Genomic DNA, 24,907 nt, shown 5'->3' on the forward strand with positions numbered 1-24,907 from the left:
TGCTCAATTTGGTAGATGATACTGTAAATTAAAAAAATCATTTAAAAAATATGTAGTATATTGTTTAAAGACCGTAAGAAAACTCCCATTTTAATTACGAATGCTTAAAATATGCATTAATAGAAACACAATATAAAAATATTTTTTTGTTCAATGGTTTAGCATTATTTTATATAATACTAAATCAACCTCTTATATAATACTTATTCTTCAGCCTCGCCGTAAATCAGATTAAACCAATAGATATTGTCCTGTCTTGACAATATGTCCTGCAACAGTTCCTTACGTCTTTTGTATTGCTTGTCAAATTTTTCAGGATTCTCCTTTTGTACCAGTTCACGAAGTTCATAGATAACCTTATTGAAATATTCATCCATATCCTGCTTTTGATCATCATCCAGACAATCGAATATGTCATAACCTACAGAAGACTTGATTTTATAGTTTCTTCCTTTTTCGGTCAAGTTAATAATCAGTACCCTTTTGTCTTGCCTAGAAGGAACCTTTATAATAAATCCTGATTTTTCCAGTTTGTTCAAGAGATAATTGACTGAAGAAACGCTCACACCCAAAAGAATGGCCAAATCCTTTGATGAAAAACCATCCTTTGCCTGAAGAATAGCTAATATTCTTCCCTGACCTCTTGAAAGGTTATTGATTTGATTCTGATTCATCTTGGATTTATGTTCAATCATCTGATTTATAAGGTTCAGTTTATGATATAATTTTTCATTCATCAAAAAAAATCACTTCAATGCATTTCATTCACAATATAATTCAAATTATATAAAAATGAATATTTAAAATTTGTTGAAATAAAGCATTTTCAATATTATACAAATAATAGAAAAAAATATTGAGAAATTTTTTTTGAATGTTTAATTCTGTTTAAAAATATTTAATGAATATTATCAGAGTAGCAGTATACTTTCTTGAAAGCATTTGACATGAAGAGAGTTATTTCTCTAAAACATGACAAAAACAATTGCAAATACTGCCATGTAAGTAAATAACCCCAAAATGACCAATATTAATGTTATTCGTTTTTCCAAAGTTTTATTGAGAACATCATCATCAAAAAGTTTCCTAATTAGCATTAGAGTAACTGCGATTATTGTCATGTAGAAGAAAAATGCTGTTCTAGATCCTGATTCAAAGATTGTTGGTGAAAATCCGGCAGCTAATCTGGACATGAATCCTGCAATAAATAAAATTAGGGGAAGCATTTGTTCTTTCCCAAATGTTTTAAATATCATCCAGCAACTGCTTAATATCAGATAAATACTAATCAAAACCGCCAATACTGCAGATCCTGTGACAGCATTTGGCAATCCTTTATATGCAAATAAGCTGAGAGTATCGTATATTAGGGGGATACATTTGGAAATAGAATCCACTGCGGAAAATGCTGATACAACAGTAGGGTTGTGCATTAATCCAATATTCAAATACTCGGGAATGCTTGAAATATCAATCAATGTTTTGAAAAATACTAAAAAAAGTATTAATATGATATTAAAGTATAAGATATATTTTAGATATTTATTTTTTGTTTTAAGTAATGCAGATGCAGTTAGAATTATGTAAAATACTGTAAACAGCACTTTGTCTTTTAATAGAATTCCAATTGTTGGGATAGTGCCCAGGTATAGTTTTTCAATTATTCCGAAGTTTACATATTCAGGATAATATCTTGCAGTTTCGACAATCACTCTTTTAGCATTTCCAGGAGTGGTTAAAATCATTGTCAATGCCAAAGCAGATACTATTACAATTAAAACATTGAACCTGCTGATATCTTGTTTTTTAACTATGCAATAAATTAAATATAATGTGTTAATCCCTAAAATCAATAAGCAGGATTGTTCCTGATTTACCGCATAGAATAAACTTAATATGGATATAATATAAATGAAGATATTTGTTTTTTTACCATTTATTTCATTGATTAATGGTATGAATGATATCATTGCAAAAACAAAACACCATAAATAGTTTAAAGTCGTAGCGATCCATCCGGCACCCGCCATATCAAAGAAAGGATACATTAAGAATAATGACACTCCAATTAAAGCAACATATTTGTTATTGTCCTTATTGATGAATTTTATAACTAGATAAACGCCAATGGTATAAAGTATTATGTCAAGTATTTTCCAGACAATATAGTTTTCTTTAGCTAAAATTACTGTAATGCAGTCTATAATAAGTCTGCTGGACCATTCATGGTATCTAAAAGATATGAAATCTGTCAATGATTGATTTGATAAGACATTCGCATACCCAATATCATCACCAATAAATGTCATGATTATATGGAGCGCCAGCATCAGTATAAAAAAGCCGATGATGGCCAAATTATCTTTGATGAATTGAGTTAATTTCGATTTATCTTTACCAATATTCATATTAATTCACTTTTAAAACAACATTATTTTCCTGCAGGTCAAGGATATTAAGTATTTGAAAGATTCAATGTTACATCACATGACCGGATGCCAAAACAGTAATATACAGTAATTTCAATTATGCCCCCGTCAAGTTTTAGGACATCTGCATCAAATACATTTATTATCATATTTGGAAATTGATATGAAAACCCTTTTGGTTTAAGCAAAACATGATTCATTGTATGTTCAATCATTATCCTTACAGCATAAAACATTGAACAAATCTAATTTCACCATGCATGTGAGTTTAATGAAATGATTTTGGATTTAAGAGATTGTTAAACACCATATCTATTATATTCTACATAATGCTATTACAAGCATGATTTGATGAGATTCATTGAACAATGATACATTTTATGTATAATATATGGAAATAATGATATATAATAATTTAATTACACAAATAATATAAGCAAACAAAATCAAAATATATAACATTATAAGTTATTGAAGGTAAATATGATGAAAAAACCTGTTGTTGCAATTACAAGACCTGCTGACAGAGCTAAAAAAGCTTGTGAAATTGTAGAGAAATTAGGTGGAAGTGCAGTGCTTGCACCAACGCTAGACTTACAGCCAGTGAATACTGATTCACTAAAAAATTTGGTTAGAAATGTTGATTCGCTAGATTGGATTGTTTTTACATCTCCAACAACGATTGACTCTCTTAATTTATTCTATCCTGATTTTTTACAAAACCTGAACTGCAAAATTGCTGTGATAGGTAACAAAACAGGATCACTTCTTAAAAAACAGGGAGTTGATGTTGATTTGATGCCTGATGATTTTACTGCTGAAGGTCTGGTTGATGAGTTTGCAAAATCAGACATCAAAGGCAAAAGCATCGGAATTCCAAGAACCGCTTCTGCAAGAGACACCCTGCCGAAAGGTCTGGAAAATCTTGGAAATGAAGTCATCCTGGCTGAAGCATATAAGTCACTCTTTCCAATGGATGATGAAAGTGTTAAAGACCTGATTGAAAAAATTGAAAACTCAGAAATTGATGCAATCACTTTTACAAGCCCATTGACTGTTCATAACTTCTTTAAAATATCAGAAAATAATGAAAAACTAAAAAGACTCTTGTCAGACAACCTGCTGACTGTTGCAATAGGCCCTATTACCGGAAAGGTTCTCGACGACTATGAAGTCGCACATATTTACCCAGACACTTACACGGTTCCTGATATGATGGAACTGCTATTCAAAGTATGGAGAGATTCTAATGGAAGATAAAATCAGTATTATTCTGCCGATATTTAATGTTGGCGATCACCTTCGAGGAGGAATCGACTCTCTAATAAATCAAACTATTGGAAATGAAAATCTCGAAATAATAATGGTCAATGACTGTTCAACCGACGGATCAGGCGAAATCATTGATGAGTATGCCGAAAAATACGACTGCTGCATTGCAATTCACCATGAGCAGAACTCAGGAGCCGCATATACTCCACGTAACACAGGTATTGAAGCATGCACCGGAGATTATATAATGTTTTTGGATCCTGATGACAGATACACACTTGATTCATGCGAAACCCTATACAATGCAGTGAAGGAAAATGATGCTGATGTTGCATTTGCAAGGTTCAGAAGGATATTTGAATATGGAGGAACTGTTCAGAAGTCATTTTCACCCTATGAAGACGACCTGGAACATGCCTATCCCGACGAAACCTTTGAAACTGCGAATTTCCTTAACGTATCAGACTTTCTATGGGACAATTTCATCGAAAGGTTCCTTTACGGAAAAGACCATGAAGTGACATACAAAAGGGACGGACCGATTGATAAAATCATCATCGACAATATCGAGCAGGAACCTGACCTTTTGAAGATGGCACCTGCAGTCTGGAGTAAAATCTTTAAAAGGGAACTTATCATGGACAATAACATTCGTTTCCAGCCATACATATCAGGAGACGACCTGGCATTTACAGATGAGGCACTGCTTAAAGCAGAGGGAATCGTCTATCTCAACAACTTCATGTGTTACGATTACTATATAAGAGATCTGCCTGATGACAAGTCAATTACAAATACTGTAAACGTAAGGCTGCTTGACGATTTGATGGAGTCATATATCTACTGCAGAAAGCTTACTGAAGGATATTCAAAGGAAATACAGACAATTGCAGTAAATCCTCACCTGCTTCACTGGATGAATACATGGAAAGGCTCTCCATTTACCAAAGAGGAAAACAGACTGCTTCTAAAAAAAGTAAATAAACTCAAGAAAATACATAAAAGCGATATGAAAAGCAAGATGCTTTTATCTTCAATGACAACTGCAATCGAAACTTCAATTTATACTTCAAAAGCGTGATATAATGGAATTTGACTATGTGATAGTGGGAGCTGGCCTGTCAGGCCTTACAATAGCTGAAAGAATAGCCAATGAACTAGATGAAAAGGTTCTTATCATAGAAAAGAGAGACCATATCGGAGGAAATGTCTATGATTTCTATGATGACGGACTGCTGATTCAGAAATACGGACCGCACATCTTCCACACAAAAGAAAAGAAAGTTTATGATTACCTATCCAAGTTTACTGAATGGATTGATTACGAACACAGGGTGCTCAGCTATGTTGACGGCAAGCTTGTTGTGATGCCTATATGCATAGATACCCTGAACAAGCTGTATGACCTTGACCTGGATGAAGACTCAATGCATGAGTGGATTGACGAGCACAAGGAAGACATTAAAGAAATAAAATCCTCAGAAGATGTGGTTCTGGCAAATGCTGGAAGAGACATCTACAACAAGCTCTTCAAAAACTACACAGAAAAGCAATGGGGAACTTCAGCAGCCAATCTGAGTCCGTCTGTAATATCAAGAATACCATTCAGGTTCAATCATGATGACAGATACTTTGAAGACGCATATCAGGGAATGCCAAAAGAAGGATATACCAAGATGTGCGAAAAGATGATTGAATCAGACAACATTCATGTCGGCCTCAAGGCAGACTATAAGCAATACATCAACAGAATCAGCTATTCAAAAAAACTTATTTATACAGGCCCTATCGATTACTTTTATGATTACAAGTATGGTGAACTGCTCTACAGATGCCTTAACTTCGTTTATGAAATACTGGATGAGGATTCATATCAGGACGTAGCGGTAGTCAACTACCCGAATGACCCATACTTTACAAGAATTACCGAGTTCAAAAAGTTGACCGGACAAAATATTAAAGACAAGACAGCAATAATGAGAGAATATCCTGGTTTTAACGGCGAAAAATGCTATCCATACCCTACGCAGGAGTATCTGGATAAGTTCAAACTTTATGAAGCGGAAATGGAAAAAGAAGAAAACGTCATTTTTGCCGGACGTTTAGCCAAATATAAATATTACAATATGGATTTAGTTGTTAAGGACGCACTGGAAATATTTGAAAAGGAGATTAAATAATGATTACAATCTGGCCACAATATCTAGATAAAAATTTGACTTTAAGTGAAGGAAGAAAGATATCCAAAGAAAATGCCGTTTCATCACCTACAATGGATGAAATCGAAAAGGCATTGAAAAGATTGGGATTGACATACAATGTCCAAAAGGAAAGGGCATATCCTGGAAAATGGTATGAAAAATCAGGCAGAGTTTTGGTTGAATATGAAAATACCAAACTTGAGCTCATAAAGGAAATAAGCTTAAAAATCAAGGCCATCAGGAAATGATTTGAATGGAAATTCCTACTTTAATGTCTGAGCAGTATCGCCAAGCAAGGGAATTAATCGAAAATTCATCCAGCATCAAGGTCTATTCACATATCGACTGTGACGGAATATGTTCAGGCGCAATCCTTTCAACCATCCTGGACAGACAAAAAAAACCCCATGACATTGATTTCGTAAATCTTGATGTGCTTGATGATATCGAGCTTGATCATGAACTTACAATATTTTCTGATTTGGGTTCAGGCCAGCACATCGACACCAAAGCGACTGAGAACAACAACATTCTAATTCTAGACCATCACCCGCCATTAAGGGATTTGGACTATAAGGACAAAAAGGACTTCACATACCTTGAAATAAATCCAATCCACCATGGAATCGACGGGTCATATTATGTCTGCGGAGGAGGCCTGTGCTATTTTCTTGCAAAGGAATTCGGATATACAGACCTGAGCTGGATAGGCGTTTTATCTGCAATCGGAGATATGCAAAATACTCACAGTGGACATTTTGAGGGACTGAACGAAATCATTCAAGAAGATGCCATAAATGAAGGATATCTCGACTTGATTCAAAATGATTTGAACATATATGGAAGAAATACCCGTGAGCTTTTTATTGCACTGTCATATTTCAGTGATGTCAAATTACCTATAACAAACAATCAGAATGAATCCAAGGCTCTTTTAGATGAACTGGGAATCGATTCAACACTTCACAGAGTCATGCCCGAAGAGGCGGAAGTGCTTGAAAAAATCGGAATCCTATGCGAAGCCGGAAAGGACTATACACTGACAAGGCAGGACAGGGCAATGCTAAACAAGGAGCTTGACTCAATCAAGGCTGCTCAAACCCTTCCGCCATACCTGTCCAAAGACGAATTCATGATACTTTTCCAAACCCAAAGAAGAATCAAAAGAAAAACATTGTCAGATTTGACAAACGAAGAAAAAGGAAAACTCTACAATGCACTTAACAGGATGATAATCAATGAGGTTCCGCCAAAATACTATGAGCATATTCAAAAGATACTTATTGGAGACTCATACACTTTCCTTCTTGAAGATCCTGCAAGCTTTTTAAGGGATGGTGCTGAATTTTCAACCGCAATGAACGCTTGCGGTAGAAACCATGAAGAAAAAATTGCTATGGAAGTCCTTAAGGGAAACAGGGACTGGGCACTTGTCGAACTTGAAGAAATCAGCAGAAAACACAGATATAATCTTGCCACATCAATGGAAAAGGTGGCAAACGGAGATAAGATAATTGAACTTGAAAATTTGCAGTACTTTGACGGTACAGGAATCAAACCGGAAATTGTCGGTACAATTACAGGCATGATATTGGGATACTGCAACTGGAGAAAGCCTATAATCGGATTTACACAGATTGAAGATTCTGACGGCCTTAAGGTATCACTTCGATGTTCACGCTTCCTGTCATATGACGGAATCCATTTTGGAAATATTATACGCGAAGTATCATCACAAGTCGGCGGCAGTGGCGGAGGACATGCAATGGCATGTGGTGCATACATTCCCATTTCAAAAAAAGACGAATTTATACAAAAGTTTAATATATCATTAAATGGAAAAATATCAATGTAATTTTATAAATTTGTCAAAGCATGTTTAATGCTAATAGGAGGAATGAAAATTGAAAGCTTTTAAGAAAAGAGGTGCACTAACTCACTTCCAAATTCTAAGTGAAATATCTAAACAGGACCCACACCTTAAACAAAAGGATTTGGCTCAAAAATTAGGTATTACAATCCAGGCTGTTTCAGAAAACATTAAAACTTTAATAGAGTTAGGATACATTACCTCAAAAGACGGTAGATCACCTTATAAGATAACCCAAAAAGGTATCGATAAGGTTAAAAGAGATGCAATCAGTTTAAGAAAATATTCAGATTCCGTTTTGGAAACCATGAACCATTACAAAACAATCTGGCCAGCTATTGCAGGTGAAGACTTGAAAAAAGACCAAATTGTAGGTCTTTACATGAAAGACGGTATTTTATATGCCCATCACAAAGAGGAAAATGCAACAGGTATTGTTCTTGAAGATACCGAAAAAGATTCAGATGTGGCATTGACCAATCTGACAGGCCTTATTGACATGACTGTCGGAGAGGCAACAGTAATCAATCTTCCGACAATCAAGGAAGGCGGAACTAATGTTGCTGACATGAACCTGATTAAGGATGTTTATGAAAACGGTACTAAAAGCGGTGCAAAAATAGACAAGATTGCCGTTGCAGGTACTATTTCAAGAGTTGTTGCAAACAAACTTGATTTGAATGTGGACATTGAATTTGCTGCTCCCCAGGCAACTGCAAATGCTGCACGCAAAGGCTTGAATGTATTGGCATTATGCGTCGGAGACATGACAAAATCATTTGTCCGCGAACTTGAATCCGAAAAAATCAAATACAATATAATTGATGGAAGAAAATAATTATTTTTCCCTAATCATTTTTAACAATGCTGCGGCAATTTCAGTAGCATCCATTTTGGAAGATGTTATGACATTAACGTAATTTTCCAAATCATTATTTTCAATCAATACACGAACATCATCCAAAACTTCTTTATTTTTTATTCTCTCGATTTCATCACGGCTTGGAACTTTCTTGCTTTTAATATTTAAATTGAATTTTTTTCTGATTTTAACCAAGTCATGTGATTCATACGGAGCCACAATATTGAACGCATATCCGGATTCACCTGCACGGGCTGTTCGTCCGATTCTGTGAATGTAATCTTCAGGATTTTGAGGAATGTCATAATTGACGACAACATCAATTTCAGTTACGTCAATTCCACGGGCTGCAATGTCGCTTGCTACAAGAATCGATATGTTGCCGTTTCGAAACTTGTTCATTACCTTATCCCTGACTTTTTGGGTCATGTCACCATGAATGCTGTCTACCTTAAAGCCGTTTCTTTTAAGATTTCGATAAACAAAATCCACCCTGCGGCGAGTATTGCAGAATATCAGCCAGAGATTAAAGTCATAATATTCAATAATCTTACATAAATCATCAATTTTATCCCGGTCATCACTTTTAAAAGAGAACTGCTTTATTTTAGGAATCGTTTTTCTTGAATCTGAAATTTTTATAAATTTCGGATTATTCTGATACAGCTTGGTGATTTTTTTGATTTCATCCCTCATTGTTGCAGAAAAGAGTAAAGTCTGTCTTTGCTTTGGAGTGTGCCTTAAAATCAGTTCAATGTCATCCCTAAATCCCATGTCCAACATTTCATCAGCTTCATCCAGAACAACTGTTTCAACACCAATCAAATCAAGAGTTCCCCTTTCAATATGGTCAATAACACGGCCAGGAGTTCCAACAACAACATGAACTCCCTTGTTCAATACGCGAATCTGCCTTCCGATAGCCTGACCACCATAAACCGCCAATATCTTTACCTTATCCATATCCCAGGACAATTTCTTAAACTCTTCTGCAACCTGGATGCACAGTTCACGTGTAGGACAGAGTATAATGGCCTGAGGTGACTTGTCCGGAGTAAAAATCTTGTTCAGTATTGGTATAGCAAAGGCAAAAGTCTTGCCGGAACCTGTTTGTGCCTGACCGATAATGTCTTTTCCTGCTAATGCTTCAGGAATTGCTTTTTTTTGAATTGGAGTTAACTTTTCAAACCCCATTTTACCGACAGCACTTTTAATGTCATCATTTATTTTTAAATCATTGAAATTCATTGTTTTAATATTTGAAAAGATTATTATTTATAGTTTTAAAAACAATATTATATTACTATAATGGGAGATATTCTTATGGATAAGTCATCACTTGAAAATTTGGTTAATGATATAAACACGGAAGAAATGCTTAAGGAAAAACTTGAAGCCAGAATTTCCTCTGAAATCAACTCCAGAATAGAATCCGGCAGATATGATGATTACATCAATTCTGAAGTTGAAAGAAGAATGCAGACTGAAGAAGTTAAAAAGATAATCCAAAAACAGGTAGAAGATCAAGTCAAAGTAAAATTGGCTGAAGAAATGGCTGAACAGGTTGTTGAGGATGTTGATGAAATATTGTACACCCGTGAAGACGGAGAAACAATTAATGAACGTGGAATAGACATTGGCCTTAAGCAGGGCCGTGAAGAAGGAATAGAAATCGGCTACAAACAAGGCTTTGAAAAGGGAAAACAGGAAGGAATAGAAATCGGCCGTGAATCAGGTTATGAAAAAGCCATGAGCGAAGGCGGTGGAGCTTCATACCAGCAAGGACTTGATGAAGGAAGAAAACAAGGCCTTGAAAGAGTTGCACGTACAATGTATAAAGACAATTATCCCCTAGAAGAGATTACGAAGTTGACAGGACTTGTCTTGAAAAGACCAACAAGAAGATAGGAAAAATCACCATGAAAAATAAATTCATTAAATACAAGGAATACTCATTTAAAAAGCATCCTTCAATAGAAAGTATACAAATAATTAACGGTAAAAATAATTTCCCCATTAGCTGGTTAAATCAGCAGGGTTATTGTGAATACCAGATATATCTCCAGTACATGAAAGGCATAAAAACACAACCTACACGGGCAATGCTGAAGGGAACAGATGTGCACAGCCAGCTAGAAGAGGAATTTCTCAAGGATGCAGAAGAGGCAACATTCAACGAAGTGCTTGAATCATCAAAAAAGGAAGCTACAATATCCAGAGAATGCTTTGTTATTTCAGCCGATTACGGTATAAGAGGTTTCATTGATGAAATATGGATGACACCAACAGAAATAGTAATCATAGATGACAAGCCAGGTTCCAGAGCGTTCCCATCAACAATAAATCAGGTCAGGGCATACTGCCTCGCATTCAAAAAAATGAGCGGTGATGAAAGACAAATCAAGGGAGCACTGAGACAGCGCGGAACAGACAACATCTTTTGGAGTGAAGATTTTGATGCAAACGTTGAAAAGCAAATCAAATTCACAATAGATAGAATGCACTCACTTTTTGATGGTCAAAAACCATTCATCGCAACAAAAAATCCCAACAAATGCAAATCCTGCAGGTATCAAAGCTACTGTGAAGAGTGCAAATTATAGCCAACACCACATACTTCTTTTTTAAAACAAAAATAAAAAAACAGGAATTAAATCACACGATTTAATCCTAAATATAACTTGTTTTTCTTATACATCTTATCCAAAATTTCATTCCATTCATCTATGGTAATTTTTCCCTTGTTTGGAATCAGACTGTCAAGTGATGCTTCGTTAATGTTTAAAATATCCGATAATATATGTGCAAGAGTTCTTCCGGTCAAAGACAATTCATAGGGATCATAGCCAGTAACCATCAATACCCACACATTATCCTTTGAAGAGCTGTTGTATTCTTTTTTAAGTGAATCATACCAGTGAGTGATAATATTTTGAATGTCGCCGATTTCTCCATCACCCACTGAAATATAGTATCCCTCTTCAGAAAAGTCAATTGTTTTAATTGCGTCGGAAATTTTAGAGTTAAGTTCCGGTGAACCGATTTCCAAATCATATTCATTGTTTGTTATATGCTCTTTTAAGTAATTTTCTATTTCTTTTTTGTTTTTGAAGTATCCGACAGGCTCCAGCCTGTCAGGATCCCTGTCACATAAATCATAGATTAAATCTTCATCAACATCATAGATTTCATATCCGTCAAGCTTATGTGACTGATAAGGTTTGAAATCAAGACAATAATTCTCCAAATCATCCTTGTTTAAATACCATAGAACTTGAACTCTTTTAATCATTTTAATCATTTATTCTATTTCATTGACAACAATTGTTTTTGTAAAATCACTGAAAATCCTATCATCACGTCTGAACAATTTTCCTAAAGCCCAATCAAAGATAATAGGGAACCAGAAAATTTTTGTTAAATTACGCACAATAGCCTGAACTGTGGAAATAGGATAACCGTTTCTTGAAATAACACGCAAATACATTAAGGCCTTGCCAACAGTTGCCCCTTTGGTCTTTTCCAATAAAACAAAATAAAGTATTATTAATACTGGAACAACATATGGGAAGTACATATAGACCTGGAACTGACCATACGGATTAATGAAAACTGACAACAGAAATGAAACAATCCACATGAATGCAGAAACTACAAAAAAATCTATAATATATGCAAGTACCCTTCTTGTAAATACACTAGCCATTTTAACACCTCAGCAAACTCTAGGAACAGGATCAGCTATAGGAGCTTCCAAAATACGTTCTCCACCAATCGGCGTGTTGACAATGACATAATCACCATCTACAACTTCACCAATAATGGCAGCATTTTCACCATATTTCTCGCCTTTAATGGCTTCAAGGACAGCTTCCGCCTTATCTGCTTTAACACCCATTACAACCTTACCTTCATTTGCAACTTCAAATGGATCAATACCAAGCATTTCTGAAACTGCATGAACCTCTTCCCTTATTGGAATCGCATCCTGTTCTAAAACAATACCATTACCGGATTTGGAAGCCATTTCATTAATTGCATTAGCAAAACCACCACGGGTAGGATCTTTCATTGCAGTAACGCCACCGACATCCAATGCTTTTTTGATAATATTCCACATTGGAGCAACATCTGATTTTAAATCAGTGTCGAATCCAAAGCCTTCCCTAAAAGACATCAAACTCATACCGTGATCCCCCAAGCTGCCTGTGACAATGATTTTATCTCCAACCTGAAGACCGCTGTCACGTACAACCTCACCTTTTTTGGCTATTCCAATACCTGTTGTGACCATTACAATACCGTCAAGCTTGTCCTGAGGCATGACTTTAGTATCTCCTGTAATTACAGCAACATCAACCTCTTCACAGGTTTCATTTAAAGATTTCATAATCTTATCCAAGTCTTCTATAGGAAAACCTTCCTGCATGATAATTGCATTTGAAATAGCTAAAGGTTTTGCACCCATTACAGAAACATCATTTATTGTTCCTGCAGCTGAAATTCTACCAATATCTCCACCAGGGAAAAACAATGGGTCTATAGTATGACCGTCTGTTGTCATAACAATTTCATAATCGCCTAATGGTATTGATGCACCATCATCCAAAGCATCTAAACTAATACCACCATTAACACTTTTTTTGGATATATTGTCTAGGATTGTGGATGCGATTAAGTTAGCCATCACTTCTCCACCAGCACCATGATTCATATTAATTTTATCATCTGACATAAAGTATCGCCTTATAAAAAAGATATGTTGAAACAAGTATATTAAATTAGTTATAAAATAATTGAAAAAAATTTAGAATTAAAATAAAAATAATAAAAAAAAGAGTAAAGATAAGTTAATATCTTTAGATTAAAATTCCGTTAACAACGCCATCCTGACCAGGTCTGGATGTTACTTTTGCATTACCTTCAGGAGTTTCTACAACTGCACCTTTAGTAATAATGTTCCTTCTTACATAGTTAGGGTTTGCGTCGTTTTCAATTACTCCTAAAATATCAGTAACTTGGGTTTTACCGGATTTAACATCAGTTAAATTAATTTTATTAGTAGTAGCTAATCTGAGTTTTTCATTTCCGCCACGAGTACGGATTTTTCTTAATCTTTTTTCATCTACTCTAGTTTCAGCAGGATCTCTTCCTAATTCTGATTTCCTTTTTCCACGGTTTGCAACATTTCTTGCACCAGATGGACTTCTAGTTGATTTTCCTTGAGAAATTGCCATTATTTCACCTAAATAAGTATAATTAATTATATAATAATCGCTGCCATCAAGTCTCTTTTCTGTAAATTGAAGGACAAGAAAAATAACAATTTACATTATGAGAGCAAAAAAGAGCCTTAATGAATAATGATAATAAAATATTACTTTTTCATTATATATAAACTTTATTTTTTATAATGATTTTTACAGTTTTATTTTTCAAATGAAAATTTTAAATTGCATATAGGACAATAGTTTTCATTCAAAAGGGAAGTTCCACATACGGGACAGTTATCTGGAGAATTTGATAGATAGACATATTCCTTATCCAGACTTACCTTTGGAGGAATAATAGGTTCAGGTTTTCTTGAAGCATCCTCTGTTTTAGACCGAGCAAGGATTTCATCAACAAGATTATCGAAATCCTCTTCTGAAAGTTCACCGTCATCACTTGCATCCAATATTCTTTGAATATCATCATCAGTGATTTTGTCTCCCAAAACATCTTTCAATAAATCGACCAAATCATTGTCCTCTATATAGTACTCTTCATTTTCCATGAAAATAATATGTGAGTAATAATTAATATTATTTACTCACGAAATCCAAAATATTATCCTTAGGCTCCATTTTTTCAATTATCTCATCAGGAATTTGAGTATCCTCAAAACCAAAATCAATACTACATTCAGGCTCCTGCGGAATAATATCATCAGGATTTTCATATATATAATCTGAAATGTTGTTTTTCAAATCCCTGATTATCCTGTCGACATCCACCTCGCTGAGGTCATCATCATATTCATAGACAAACTCTTCACGGAGCTCATCATCCAGCTCATTTAAATAATTCATAATATCACCTAATTCGTCCTTATCTTATAGTTGAATTTTGAAACATCAAATGTATTGAAAAACGTGTTTGCATAAACCTTTTTGCTGGATATAGATAGTTCAAAATCTATCATATCGCCATTGCATTTGATTAAAATGCATACATCGGGATCTTCCAAAAGGTCTTTGCTGACATTAAGCACATCTGATGCACCATTTATTTGAATTGATGAAGGCAAACTGTTACCATCAACATTCAGGAATATTCCCTGTGAAAGTTCATAGTTTGCACAATATCCATCTTTTCCACATACTTTAGCAACGAACGTGTCATTTATTTCATCATAACTTGAAATTAATTCTTTTGATTCCATTATATCAAACCTCTACCATTATTATATCTAAAAAGTAATATAAATTAATTCCTAGAGCATTTGAGAAGTAATATGAGCATATTTCAATAAAATATTTATTTTACAAGTGATAAAAATTTCCCTGACCTGTAAAAATTGTCCTCACAAAAGTATTTTAAACACTTACATCAAAAATTATCATGATGGAAGAAACAGCCGAACAACTACAATTAGAAAATGAAATTAAAACTCAGGCCCAGGTCTTTTTAAAGGATTTCAATGCAGAACTGCCTGAAAGCATGGAACTTGAGTACGAAGGATTCTACAGAAGAGGATTCTTTGTAACCAAAAAAAGATATGCGGTCATTGAAGATGGAGAAATAATAGCTAAAGGCCTTGAATTGGTAAGAAGAGACTGGGCACCGATAGTCAAGGAAACACAGGAAGCTGTTTTGATGGCTCTGTTAAAAGAAGGAGATTCAAAAAAGGCCATTTCAGAAGTTAAAAAAGTATTGAAAAGAATAAAAAAGGGCGATGTTGAAAACAAAGAGCTGATAATACACACACAAATCAACAAGCCTTTGGGAGAATACAAACAGGTAGGCCCACATGTAGTTGCAGCCCAGATTATAGAAGACCACGGAATAAAAGTAACCCGCGGAACAATCATCCAATATATAATAAAAAAAGGAAAGGGTTCAATAAGCCAGCGCGCAGTACCTTATGAGTACAGCGAAGGCATTACATATGATAAAGATTACTACATCAACAATCAAGTCATTCCTGCAGTAGGACGGATAATGGAACCTCTGGGATATACAAAACAGGATTTGCAAGACCTGGCCGTTGGTGAAAAACAGCAAAGTCTTGACGCTTTCTTCTAGTTATAAAATAGTATTTACATCACCGATATTTTCTATGACAGTGATATCCAATTGTTCTTTTTTAATGTATTCCCTGTCATCTTCAGTAACATCAGAATTAACCAGGATAGCACTCATTCCGGCATTGACCGCACCTAATGCATCTTCCCTGAATTTGTTTCCAATCATCACTGACTTTTCAGGATCCCCTTTCATTTTTCTCAATGCAACGTCATAAATCAGTCTGTCGGGCTTTTTCTTTCCGACCTCTTCTGAAGTAATTACCTCATCAAAAAATGAATAAACATTCAATCTAACAAGCTTTTCCCACTGTTTGATTGTAATACCGTTGGATATGACAGCTAAACGGTAGCCCTGACTTTTAAGATAAATCAATGTATCAATAGTCTCAGCGAAAGGTCTTAAAAGTGCCATTTTCACATTATGATATGTAATCATACCCAAAGCAACAAGCATAGGGTCTTCATGACCTAAAACCACCTGAGTCAATACGTTGAAATGCCTTCCATAGTTAGAACCTTTTTCACGGATGATTGTTTTTAAAACACCATATGCCTCATCCTTATCTAAAGGCAGTCCATTATCAACCATCAACTCAATAGCTGCTTTTCTTGCAGTTTGTGCGAAAGCGGAAGTATCCAGCAATGTATCATCAACATCGAAAAATACTACACGATCGTCTTCAATATTTCTTCCCATAATTAACCCTCATTATTAAAATCAAGTTCTAAAGTAACTGGACAATGGTCTGAACCATAAATTTCATTTAAGATAGTTGCTGACTTTACATTGTCTTTAATCTCTTCATTAACATAAAAGTAATCAAGTCTCCAACCGGCATTCCTTTCACGGGCACGTGTACGATAGCTCCACCAGGTAAAGTTTTCCTCACTCTCATCAAACATGCGGAATGTATCTATAAAACCCGCATCCTCCAGCTCATCAAGCCATGCACGTTCTTCCGGAAGATAACCGGACTTTCCTTCACAGTTTTTAGGATTGTAAACATCAATCGGATGATGTGCAATATTATAGTCACCAGTGATTACAAGATTTTTGCCCTCACTTTTAAGAGTCTTAAGCTCATCCAACAGCGCATTGCAAAAATCAACCTTAAAATCAAGTCTCTTTGCATTCATTCCACTGTTTGGGAAATATATATTATATAAAATGAAATCTTCATATTCAATCTTTAAAACCCTTCCTTCACTGTCAAGCTCTTCAATTCCAAGTCCACGGGTGACTTTGACAGGTTTTATCTTGGAATATGTGCCGACGCCACTGTATCCTTTCTTTTCTGCTTCATTGAAGTGTGTTTCATATTCACTTATGTCAGCTAATTTCTTTGGAATATCATCTGCAGCAGCCCTTACTTCCTGAAAATTGATAATGTCTGCATCTGTATTGTCAAACCAATCCCAAAATTCATCCTTTTTTGATACTGCCCTGATACCGTTCACATTCCAAGAAACTAACTTTACTGACATTATAATTTCACTCCATTTGCAAGATTCAATTCACGTAGCCATTTGATATCACTTTTGTAAAGCATACGGATATCAGATACATCATATCTAATCATTGCCAATCTTTCAATACCTAAACCGAATGCCAATGCAGGCTGTGTAATTCCTAAAGGTTTCAATACTTCCGGCCTGAACATTCCAGCTCCGCCAAGCTCAATCCAGCTTTCCTTTTCCTCGAGATAGATTTCGGTTTCGGTGGAAAGGTAAGTGTATGGGAAATAAGCAGGCCTGAACCTTACTTCAAATCCTAATTTTTTATAGAACTCTTTTAATGTACCTAAAAGATTTTGAAAACTGATTTTTTCATCACATACAAGTCCTTCAACCTGATGGAATTCAGGCAAGTGCTTGTAATCGAATGTTTCCCTTCTGAATACACGGCCGACAGAAAACATCTTAATTGGAGGCTCATGTTCAAAAAGGTGTTTTGTAGAAATTCCTGTAGTGTGTGTTCTTAAAACGCTTTGGCGTGCAATATCTTCATTCCAGTCATATTGCCAGCCGATGGAACCTGTTCCTCCACCATTTTCATGGGTTTCCGCTGTTAACTTAACCAGATTGTCATCAGGCAAGTCACAGGTTAGAGGATTTTTAAGATAGAATGTGTCCTGCATTTCACGGGCGGCATGATCCTGAGGCTGGAAAAGAGAGTCAAAGTTCCAGAATGCGGATTCGACATAGCTTCCCTTGTCTTCTGAAAATCCCATGTTCAAAAAGATTTCACGAATTTCATCAATAATTACCCTTAAAGGATGCTTTTTGCCAGCGAAAAATACTGGAGCTTCTGCATTAATGTCATATGGACGATATTGTAAGCTTTTCCATTCACCATCTTTTAGCTGTTGGTGTGTTAACTGAGTAGCCTGCTTTTGAATTGTGAATCCTTCATTTAAGATATCTTCACCTTTAGGTAAAATATTAAAAGAATGTGAGGTTTCTTTTTTTACATTTAAAATATTTTTTCTACCTGCAAGCTTTTTAAAACCATCTTTCAAGTCATCAGTGAAAAGTTTAACTCCATCCGCATTGGTCTTGAGATAATCCAAAACCTTTTCATCAACGCCAACTTTGGATGTGAATTCCTTACCGAAATCCGTGATGTTTACAACACCTTTATCGATTTGAGCCCAGTTTTTACGGCGAAGCCATCCGATAGCAATATTTGCCTCTTTTTTGTCAACACCTGTTTCACTGGATAAATCCTTCATATGAATCTGTTTTTTCTCGGCAAGAACATCCAATATTCTTCTTTCAGGAAGGCCTTCATCAGCATATTTGAGACCGTCTTCGGTTAGGGAATATGTCTCTTCAACTTCCTTGTCAACATCAATAATGTCTTTGGATGCAAGAGATCCTGCAGCACTCATGACTGATTTTATGTCCATGCCAGTATTTTCTGCAATCTCTTCAGGAGTAGCTTTAGGATTAGCCTCTAGCTCTTTTAAAAGTTTCTTTTCGTATATATGTAATTCATTAATGGTTTTTTTAATATCCTCACTCATTTAAACACCATAGTTAATAATCATTAATAATATTATAATATCTATTTTAATTAATTAATAAATATTTGTAAAAATCAATGCTTAAAATAAAATATTCATTTTTAAACTATAAATACAAATACCTAAACCTAAAAAAACATTAGAAATAAAAAAAAAAGAAAAAATTTAAAAGTTGGATTTTAAATTGCTTACAAAAATAGATGCTGCGGTCAAATCAGCAGTTGTTCCTGGATTGTATTTATTGTTATAAAGATAATCATCGAATTCCTTAACTTTTTCCATGAAATCACTTTCATCTTTCAAGTTAAGCAAATCCCTTGTCATCATTGATATTTTAAGTGCTTCATCTGATCCGTACTTTCTTGAAATCAAAGTATCAGGAACCTGAGACAATATTGTTAGGAATGTCAATAGACATGCATCATTTAATGATTTTTCCTCTTTTAACTCATGGTATGTGGGATATCCTATTTCAAAAACAGCAGGCATGTCAGAAGTCATTTCACGAGCCAGCATGTCCCATGGTGCGGATATTTTTAAAACATCATACATTGTCTGGTTATTATCTCTCAACTCCTGTTTTGCATTGTCAGATGCAACATCATATTCATCCTGATCTCCCATTCCACCAGCATCTGCAATGTTGATTGCATCATACAGGTCACATGCATCATCAACAGAAGTGTTGGCCATTAGTTTAACGATGTTTGGACGGATATCATCAAAATCATCACTTATGGCTGCCGCAACTGCAATAGGTGTTGTCATCATCACAATGCCCAAGTTGGTATTGTTTTTAATCCACCTGTCAGTTTCAGCAACCGCCTCAAGAATATATTTTCCCAATTTAGGATTTTCAATATCGACATCACTGCATGCTTCACGTATGGTGTCTCCAATTACTATACCGCTGATTACAAAGTCTTCAAAGACCATGTCATCATAATCACGGGTTCTGTGAACGTTTCCAGGTTTTGGATAACCGCTCACTTCCAAAGCTGAAGCTATTTGAGCAATCTTTGCAATTTCTGAAGGATTCATTCTATCATGTCCTCCAATAACACTTTAGGTGCGAAGTTAGTAATAATCAAGTCTGCACCTGCTCTTTTGATTGAAGTCAAGCTTTCCATTATTGCCCTTTCAGTCAGATATCCTTTTTCAATAGCTGCCATAATCATTGAATATTCACCGCTTACATTATATGCAACCAGAGGCAGCATGAACTCGTCTCTCACCATTCTTACAACATCAAGATATGGAAGAGCAGGCTTGACCATTAAAAAGTCACATCCTTCAATCACATCCAATTCACATTCACGTATGGCTTCAACAGCATTTGCAGGATCCATTTGATAGCTTTTTCTATCTCCATTATGTGGTGATGAGCATGCCGCCTGACGGAAAGGCTCATAAAATGCTGAAGCATATTTTGCTGAATAGGACATTATCATTACATTATAGAATCCGTTTTCATCCAATGCCTGCCTTATTGCACCCACTCTTCCATCCATCATGTCTGAAGGTGCCACAATGTCTGCACCTGCACGGGCATGGGAAAGAGCAACTTTGGCAATGTATTCAAGAGATTCGTCATTCAATATTTCAATTCCGTCATCAGTGTCATCATTCTGCCTGATTAGGCCGCAGTGTCCATGGGATGTATACTGGCATAGGCATACATCAGTGATGACAACAAGATTTGTCTGCTTTTTAAGCTCACGAACTGCCTTTTGAACAATACCTGTATCTGCATAGTCTGGAGTTGCGATTTCATCCTTTTCGTCTTCAGGAGGAATACCGAAAACAATGATTGACCTTAAACCTTTTTTCTCAAGTTGCTTTGCAAATTCAACACCGCTTTTTAAAGAGTATCTGAACTCTCCGGGAAGTGATGAAATTTCTTCTTTTTCATCGCCTTCAAGGTCATGCTTAAAGTAAATTGGATAAATCAAATCTTCCTTTTGAAGTTTTGTTTCACGTACGATATCACGTATTTTTGAATTTTTTCTTAATCTTCTCATTCTTGTTGTTGGAAACTGCATTAGTATTCACCTTTACATATTATTTTACTTTGAAATTATTTAAAACATTATCATTTTCACCGTATGGTTTCTTCAAATAATGATTTTTGGCATGCTCCACAATCAGTGCATGATATTCCTGAAAATCATTGACATCACCATCAAAATTGTCTTCGAAGAACTTCTTAATCTTGTTATAGGAATCCTTTTCATTCACGAGTCCCAAATGGGAGAATATTCTTCTGGTGTATGCATCCACCACAAATTCCCTTTCGCCGTAGGCATACAGAAGTATTGAATCGCATGTCTCCGGACCTATTCCTCTAACTTCGAGCAAATCCTTTCTAGCAGGAGTATTGTTATCAAGAGAAATGTAAAACTGCGAAACATTTCTTAAATAATCATATTTCTGATTGAAATATCCGGAAGGCTTTATGGCCAGCTTGAATTCATTTTCATCAAAATCCAATAGCTTCTCGGGCGTAAGTTCAATCTTTTGCTTAAGATTATTTATGGAAGTTTCTACCTGAGGCCATGATGTATTTTGAGTCAGGACTGCACCTACAATTATTTCAAACTGTTCTGCCGAATCCCTTGGAAATGAATAATCACCTGGATGATATCCCTTTGTTGAACCTGTCTTTGTTGGATTTGTTCCGCCATAGCCGGTTATGGGCCACCATCCCTGATGGGAATATGTATCCAAAAGCTTTGCGAATATTTCATTTAAAATCATATGTAAGTATTTAATACTTTTAGTTAAATATAGATTATTATGTCAAACAAAATTGGGGAAAAATTTCAAATTACAAGCTTTGGTTCAAGCCATGGATATGCAGTAGGTGCGGTTGTTGACGGATGTCCTGCAAATCTTGAACTGAGTGCAGAAGATATTCAAAATGAACTGGATAAAAGAAAACCTGGAACAAGCAGTGTAACCACACCAAGAAAGGAATCTGATGAAGTTCAAATTTTATCCGGAATCTTTGAAGGAAAGACTGACGGAACACCTATTGCAGGAGTCGTATTCAACAAAAATCAGCATTCAAAAGACTATTCCATGTTCAAATCAACACCACGCCCTTCACATGGGGACTTCGGATGGATGAGCAAATACGGAAATTACGACTACAACGGAGGAGGCCGAGGAAGCGGAAGGGTTACCATAGGCCACGTCATCGGTGGAGCAATAGCTAAAAAACTTCTCAAAACAAAAGGCATTGAAATAATTTCTCATGTAACTCAAATAGGTAGCATAAAAGCCGAAAAACTTTCACTTGATGAAATAAGGGAAAACATAGAAAAAAATCCTATCCGATGCGGAGATTTGGAAGCTGCAAAAGAAATGGAAGAACTGATTTTAGCCAAAAAATCACAAGGAGATTCAGTTGGAGGAATTGTAGAGACAATTGCTACAAACATCCCTGCAGGTCTGGGTGAGCCTGTCTTTGAGCGTCTTGACGGTGATTTGGCCAGAATTTTAATGAATATAGGTGCCGTAAAAGGAGTTGAAATCGGTATGGGATTCGGTGTTGTTGATAAGGCAGCATCCCAAATCAATGATGAATACTATATTGAAGACAACACCATTAAAACAAAAACAAACAATTCAGGAGGGATTGTTGGTGGAATGAGCAATGGAATGCCTATAATATCCAGAATTGCAATAAAACCAACCCCATCAATTTCCAAATGTCAAAACACTATAGATATTGAAAGTATGGAAAATAAAAAAATAGAAATAAAAGGAAGACATGATCCCTGCATCTGTCCGCGCGTAACAGTCGTTGCAGAATCATCAACTGCAATAGTTCTTGCAGACCACATGATTCGTTCAGGATTTATCCATCCAAGCAATCTTGACGGTTAGTGCACATATTTACGGATTTGAGAAAGTTCATCATCTTCCCCATTTTTTGCTGCAAGTTTTCTTGAATTTTTCCTTTCAAAATTTGATAGATTTATGTTTGAACCATGATAAGGAGCATCAACATCCTTAAGTGAAATGATGCGTGCCTTTGAAGGATTGTTATAATTTATATCCAAAGACATTCCATCAAATGCGGCCAAAGTCTTGATACCTGTCAGTTTAGTTATCCTTTTAGCCTCACCAATAGGATTATTTGAAATCATCTTTAAACCCAAATGTGTCATTATGGCCAGTTTAGGTTGTATTTCTTCAATTAAGTTAATAAAACTTGACGAACACAGATGCCCTTTGATGGACTTGCCACCTGGACGTAAAACACTGGCAATAAAGACATCTGCTCCTTCATGGGATTTTGCCAATTCAGGAAAATAGGAAGTGTCTGAAGTGTATGATATTTTGAAATCCTTATATTCAATCTGAAAACCGACACCCATAGGGTCGCCATGTTTGGTTGGAGTAGCCCTAACAAGACAGTTATTGAAATATCTAATATCTCCTGCTTCAAGCTCCAAAATCTCAGATTTGGACTTATGATAAGAGGATATGCACGGACCCCACTTTTCAAAACCGGACAGAACACTTTTTGAACCCATAATGTGGCCGTTTTTCTGAGTCATTCCACGGGTCATCGCTTCAATCAGAATTTCAGCATCATTATAATGGTCAGTATGTGCATGGGAAACAAAAATACCATCTATATTTCTTGGATCAAGGCCAAACTGATATGTTCTAACCAATGCCCCAGGTCCGGGGTCAATATGATAATTCCTCCCTCCGAGATTATCTATCCTGAATCCGCCAGTCATTCTTCTTTGGTTAATGGCGGAAAATCTTCCTCCGCCAGTGCCCAAGAATATTAGCTTCATTTAATTTCCTCATAGAGAACACAGGATAATATTACATGACAATGGAGAGCTGTTTTTCTTAAGACACAATACTTCATCCTTGATTATGACCTTATCGCCGATTTTTATATCATCTGTATCGGCAAACATTATGACATTCCCATTCGGGCCTGCAAGAGGTTTCCAATTGAAATTGAATGCCTGGGTCTTGTCATTTAGCTTGACTTCAACCATCTTTCCGTCAATTGATTCGACTTTACCTATTGGTCCGTCATCAATGATTTTATTGGCCAGTTCAATTTCCCTGGTTTTTTGAATCATTTCCTCTGTTAATTGCTGACGATATTTTGTTAAAACCTTAATATCTGCATCAATTGTTATATTAAGATGTTTTTGAGCTTCTGAAGCAGTGAATTTAGGTTGCTGGATTAAGACATCAAATTCCTTACCTATAGTTGGAGTTTTTTGTGCAATGTCTGAGAGTATTTCCTCAAATATGTCTCCCATCAACCTCAAACTGTGTGAAGCTTTCCATCGTCTTTGAATTAAAGTTTCAGCCTGTTTTTTAGCAAAGTCATTACCGAATAATATTATGCCTTTTTCACCTGCCTGACGTGATTTTGTTTCAGAACCTATTAATTCAACAATTTGATAACCGTTAGTTGTTCCGTAAATTCTTTTACGTTTTGTTTCATGGGTTCCTTTTGTGCTTACTTCTCCCCTCACAGTGTTGCCAACAACTCTAATCTTATCCGCATCATCACTTATTTTAATAGGAACGTCAAGCTCTTTTGACCTTTGATATAGTTCTTCATCTGTTGTAATACTTCCATCATACAATTCATCTTCTAAGGCCTGTCTGTTATTGCCGAAATATGCAATACGCCTTTTATCACTAGCCATTACGCATCCTTTCTTACCTACATATGCTATAATTAAACTCATAATCCTCCTCGCTTTATCGGATTTATAAAATATTTATATATAGATTTATTTATTCTAATATTAAATCATTTTCATATTAAATAATTTTTTAAATAAAAATCCTTTAAAAATATTTTAATTGATATATAAAGGTTTAAAATTAATTATTTAAACAATATCTTTATATAATAATAAATCGAAATATAACAATATAAATAATTGTTAATTATTTATCATT

29 protein-coding genes are annotated in these 24,907 nt (G+C 35.4%); 10 read left to right on the forward strand and 19 right to left on the reverse strand.

From position 1 onward, the window contains the following. Positions 1-203: 203 nt before the first annotated feature. From SM9_RS07635 to SM9_RS07645, 3 genes are all read right to left on the reverse strand, one after another. Positions 204-695 (reverse strand): MarR family transcriptional regulator, encoded by a 492-nt coding sequence (locus SM9_RS07635; RefSeq protein WP_232299110.1) that lies wholly within the window; start codon positions 693-695, stop codon positions 204-206. 270 nt (positions 696-965) lie between these two features. Then, complete coding sequence (locus tag SM9_RS07640; RefSeq protein WP_058739576.1) at positions 966-2,408, reverse strand: DUF6056 family protein; 1,443 nt, start codon at positions 2,406-2,408, stop codon at positions 966-968. A gap of 47 nt (positions 2,409-2,455) precedes the next feature. Further along, a complete protein-coding gene (locus SM9_RS07645) occupies positions 2,456-2,644 on the reverse strand; it encodes a hypothetical protein (protein ID WP_232299111.1) in 189 nt (62 codons plus the stop codon). A 271-nt stretch (positions 2,645-2,915) separates the two neighbouring features. On the opposite strand from SM9_RS07645, the gene SM9_RS07650 reads away from it, so the two are divergent. From SM9_RS07650 to SM9_RS07675, 6 genes are read left to right on the forward strand one after another with little or no spacing between them, the layout of a single operon-like run. Continuing rightward, a complete protein-coding gene (locus tag SM9_RS07650) occupies positions 2,916-3,689 on the forward strand; it encodes a uroporphyrinogen-III synthase (RefSeq protein ID WP_058740332.1) in 774 nt (257 codons plus the stop codon). Then, positions 3,679-4,782 carry a glycosyltransferase gene (locus tag SM9_RS07655; RefSeq protein WP_058739578.1) on the forward strand — a complete coding sequence of 368 codons (1,104 nt, stop codon included), beginning with the start codon at positions 3,679-3,681 and terminating at the stop codon, positions 4,780-4,782. The genes SM9_RS07650 and SM9_RS07655 overlap by 11 nt, the downstream gene beginning before the upstream one ends. Before the next feature lie 4 nt (positions 4,783-4,786). After that, complete coding sequence (gene glf, locus SM9_RS07660) at positions 4,787-5,881, forward strand: UDP-galactopyranose mutase (protein ID WP_058739579.1); 1,095 nt, start codon at positions 4,787-4,789, stop codon at positions 5,879-5,881. Beyond that, positions 5,881-6,150 (forward strand): signal recognition particle subunit SRP19/SEC65 family protein, encoded by a 270-nt coding sequence (locus tag SM9_RS07665; RefSeq protein WP_058739580.1) that lies wholly within the window; start codon positions 5,881-5,883, stop codon positions 6,148-6,150. Before glf ends, SM9_RS07665 begins: the two co-directional genes overlap by 1 nt. Positions 6,151-6,155: 5 nt before the next feature. Then, positions 6,156-7,757 (forward strand): single-stranded-DNA-specific exonuclease RecJ, encoded by a 1,602-nt coding sequence (locus tag SM9_RS12415; protein WP_058739581.1) that lies wholly within the window; start codon positions 6,156-6,158, stop codon positions 7,755-7,757. Between the two features lie 49 nt (positions 7,758-7,806). Continuing rightward, on the forward strand, positions 7,807-8,610 hold the full coding sequence (locus SM9_RS07675; RefSeq protein WP_058739582.1) for a DUF7839 domain-containing protein: 804 nt from the start codon (positions 7,807-7,809) through the stop codon (positions 8,608-8,610). Here the strand turns inward: SM9_RS07675 and SM9_RS07680 are convergent, their stop codons facing one another. Continuing rightward, positions 8,611-9,882: a DEAD/DEAH box helicase gene (locus tag SM9_RS07680; RefSeq protein ID WP_058739583.1), complete on the reverse strand. Its 1,272-nt coding sequence runs from the start codon at positions 9,880-9,882 to the stop codon at positions 8,611-8,613. It lies immediately after the preceding gene. A 75-nt stretch (positions 9,883-9,957) separates the two neighbouring features. Between SM9_RS07680 and SM9_RS07685 the strand changes: the two genes are divergently transcribed. After that, positions 9,958-10,542, forward strand: a complete 585-nt coding sequence (locus SM9_RS07685; RefSeq protein WP_058739584.1) for a FliH/SctL family protein — start codon at positions 9,958-9,960, stop codon at positions 10,540-10,542. An 11-nt stretch (positions 10,543-10,553) separates the two neighbouring features. Continuing rightward, a complete protein-coding gene (gene cas4, locus SM9_RS07690; protein WP_058739585.1) occupies positions 10,554-11,237 on the forward strand; it encodes a CRISPR-associated protein Cas4 in 684 nt (227 codons plus the stop codon). A 47-nt stretch (positions 11,238-11,284) separates the two neighbouring features. Here cas4 and SM9_RS07695 read toward each other — a convergent pair whose 3' ends face one another. The 7 genes from SM9_RS07695 to SM9_RS12065 all read right to left on the reverse strand — a co-directional run bounded on the left by SM9_RS07695 (position 11,285) and on the right by SM9_RS12065 (position 15,058). After that, complete coding sequence (locus SM9_RS07695) at positions 11,285-11,926, reverse strand: hypothetical protein (protein ID WP_058740333.1); 642 nt, start codon at positions 11,924-11,926, stop codon at positions 11,285-11,287. Positions 11,927-11,935: 9 nt separating this feature from the next. Then, the gene (locus SM9_RS07700) at positions 11,936-12,340 is read right to left on the reverse strand and encodes an RDD family protein (RefSeq protein WP_058739586.1); all 405 of its coding nucleotides are present in this window, start codon (positions 12,338-12,340) and stop codon (positions 11,936-11,938) included. Between the two features lie 9 nt (positions 12,341-12,349). Beyond that, a complete protein-coding gene (hypE, locus tag SM9_RS07705) occupies positions 12,350-13,369 on the reverse strand; it encodes a hydrogenase expression/formation protein HypE (RefSeq protein ID WP_058739587.1) in 1,020 nt (339 codons plus the stop codon). Between the two features lie 124 nt (positions 13,370-13,493). Continuing rightward, positions 13,494-13,871 carry a 30S ribosomal protein S8e gene (locus tag SM9_RS07710; RefSeq protein ID WP_058739588.1) on the reverse strand — a complete coding sequence of 126 codons (378 nt, stop codon included), beginning with the start codon at positions 13,869-13,871 and terminating at the stop codon, positions 13,494-13,496. Positions 13,872-14,062: 191 nt separating this feature from the next. Then, positions 14,063-14,410 carry a hypothetical protein gene (locus tag SM9_RS07715; RefSeq protein ID WP_058739589.1) on the reverse strand — a complete coding sequence of 116 codons (348 nt, stop codon included), beginning with the start codon at positions 14,408-14,410 and terminating at the stop codon, positions 14,063-14,065. Positions 14,411-14,438: 28 nt separating this feature from the next. After that, positions 14,439-14,705: a hypothetical protein gene (locus SM9_RS07720; RefSeq protein WP_058739590.1), complete on the reverse strand. Its 267-nt coding sequence runs from the start codon at positions 14,703-14,705 to the stop codon at positions 14,439-14,441. An 8-nt stretch (positions 14,706-14,713) separates the two neighbouring features. Further along, entirely contained in the window at positions 14,714-15,058 is a 345-nt protein-coding gene (locus SM9_RS12065) for a hypothetical protein (RefSeq protein WP_058739591.1), read from the reverse strand. 179 nt (positions 15,059-15,237) lie between these two features. Between SM9_RS12065 and SM9_RS07730 the strand changes: the two genes are divergently transcribed. Then, positions 15,238-15,921 carry a DNA polymerase domain-containing protein gene (locus tag SM9_RS07730; RefSeq protein WP_058739592.1) on the forward strand — a complete coding sequence of 228 codons (684 nt, stop codon included), beginning with the start codon at positions 15,238-15,240 and terminating at the stop codon, positions 15,919-15,921. On the opposite strand, the gene SM9_RS07735 is transcribed toward SM9_RS07730, so the two are convergent. The 6 genes from SM9_RS07735 to SM9_RS07760 all read right to left on the reverse strand — a co-directional run bounded on the left by SM9_RS07735 (position 15,922) and on the right by SM9_RS07760 (position 21,706). Continuing rightward, positions 15,922-16,620 (reverse strand): TIGR02253 family HAD-type hydrolase, encoded by a 699-nt coding sequence (locus SM9_RS07735; protein ID WP_058739593.1) that lies wholly within the window; start codon positions 16,618-16,620, stop codon positions 15,922-15,924. 2 nt (positions 16,621-16,622) lie between these two features. Next, positions 16,623-17,408 (reverse strand): exodeoxyribonuclease III, encoded by a 786-nt coding sequence (locus SM9_RS07740; RefSeq protein WP_058739594.1) that lies wholly within the window; start codon positions 17,406-17,408, stop codon positions 16,623-16,625. Further along, complete coding sequence (gene pheS / locus SM9_RS07745) at positions 17,408-18,949, reverse strand: phenylalanine--tRNA ligase subunit alpha (RefSeq protein ID WP_058739595.1); 1,542 nt, start codon at positions 18,947-18,949, stop codon at positions 17,408-17,410. The genes SM9_RS07740 and pheS overlap by 1 nt, the downstream gene beginning before the upstream one ends. 165 nt (positions 18,950-19,114) lie before the next feature. After that, positions 19,115-19,990 (reverse strand): triphosphoribosyl-dephospho-CoA synthase, encoded by an 876-nt coding sequence (locus SM9_RS07750; protein ID WP_058739596.1) that lies wholly within the window; start codon positions 19,988-19,990, stop codon positions 19,115-19,117. Then, the gene (gene hemB / locus SM9_RS07755) at positions 19,987-20,991 is read right to left on the reverse strand and encodes a porphobilinogen synthase (protein WP_058739597.1); all 1,005 of its coding nucleotides are present in this window, start codon (positions 20,989-20,991) and stop codon (positions 19,987-19,989) included. Before hemB ends, SM9_RS07750 begins: the two co-directional genes overlap by 4 nt. Positions 20,992-21,010: 19 nt before the next feature. Continuing rightward, positions 21,011-21,706 (reverse strand): endonuclease III domain-containing protein, encoded by a 696-nt coding sequence (locus SM9_RS07760; RefSeq protein ID WP_058739598.1) that lies wholly within the window; start codon positions 21,704-21,706, stop codon positions 21,011-21,013. A gap of 39 nt (positions 21,707-21,745) precedes the next feature. Here SM9_RS07760 and aroC point away from each other — a divergent pair, with 39 nt between their 5' ends. Beyond that, complete coding sequence (gene aroC, locus SM9_RS07765; RefSeq protein ID WP_058739599.1) at positions 21,746-22,840, forward strand: chorismate synthase; 1,095 nt, start codon at positions 21,746-21,748, stop codon at positions 22,838-22,840. On the opposite strand, the gene SM9_RS07770 is transcribed toward aroC, so the two are convergent. Both SM9_RS07770 and SM9_RS07775 read right to left on the reverse strand, forming a co-directional pair. Further along, complete coding sequence (locus tag SM9_RS07770) at positions 22,837-23,766, reverse strand: MBL fold metallo-hydrolase (RefSeq protein ID WP_058739600.1); 930 nt, start codon at positions 23,764-23,766, stop codon at positions 22,837-22,839. The two genes, aroC and SM9_RS07770, sit on opposite strands and share 4 nt — an antisense overlap. 9 nt (positions 23,767-23,775) lie before the next feature. Beyond that, positions 23,776-24,690, reverse strand: coding sequence for an MJ0548 connectase family domain-containing protein (locus SM9_RS07775; protein WP_058739601.1), 915 nt, complete (start codon positions 24,688-24,690; stop codon positions 23,776-23,778). Positions 24,691-24,907: the final 217 nt, after the last annotated feature.

This window comes from Methanobrevibacter millerae (assembly GCF_001477655.1).
Lineage (GTDB): Archaea > Methanobacteriota > Methanobacteria > Methanobacteriales > Methanobacteriaceae > Methanocatella > Methanocatella millerae_A.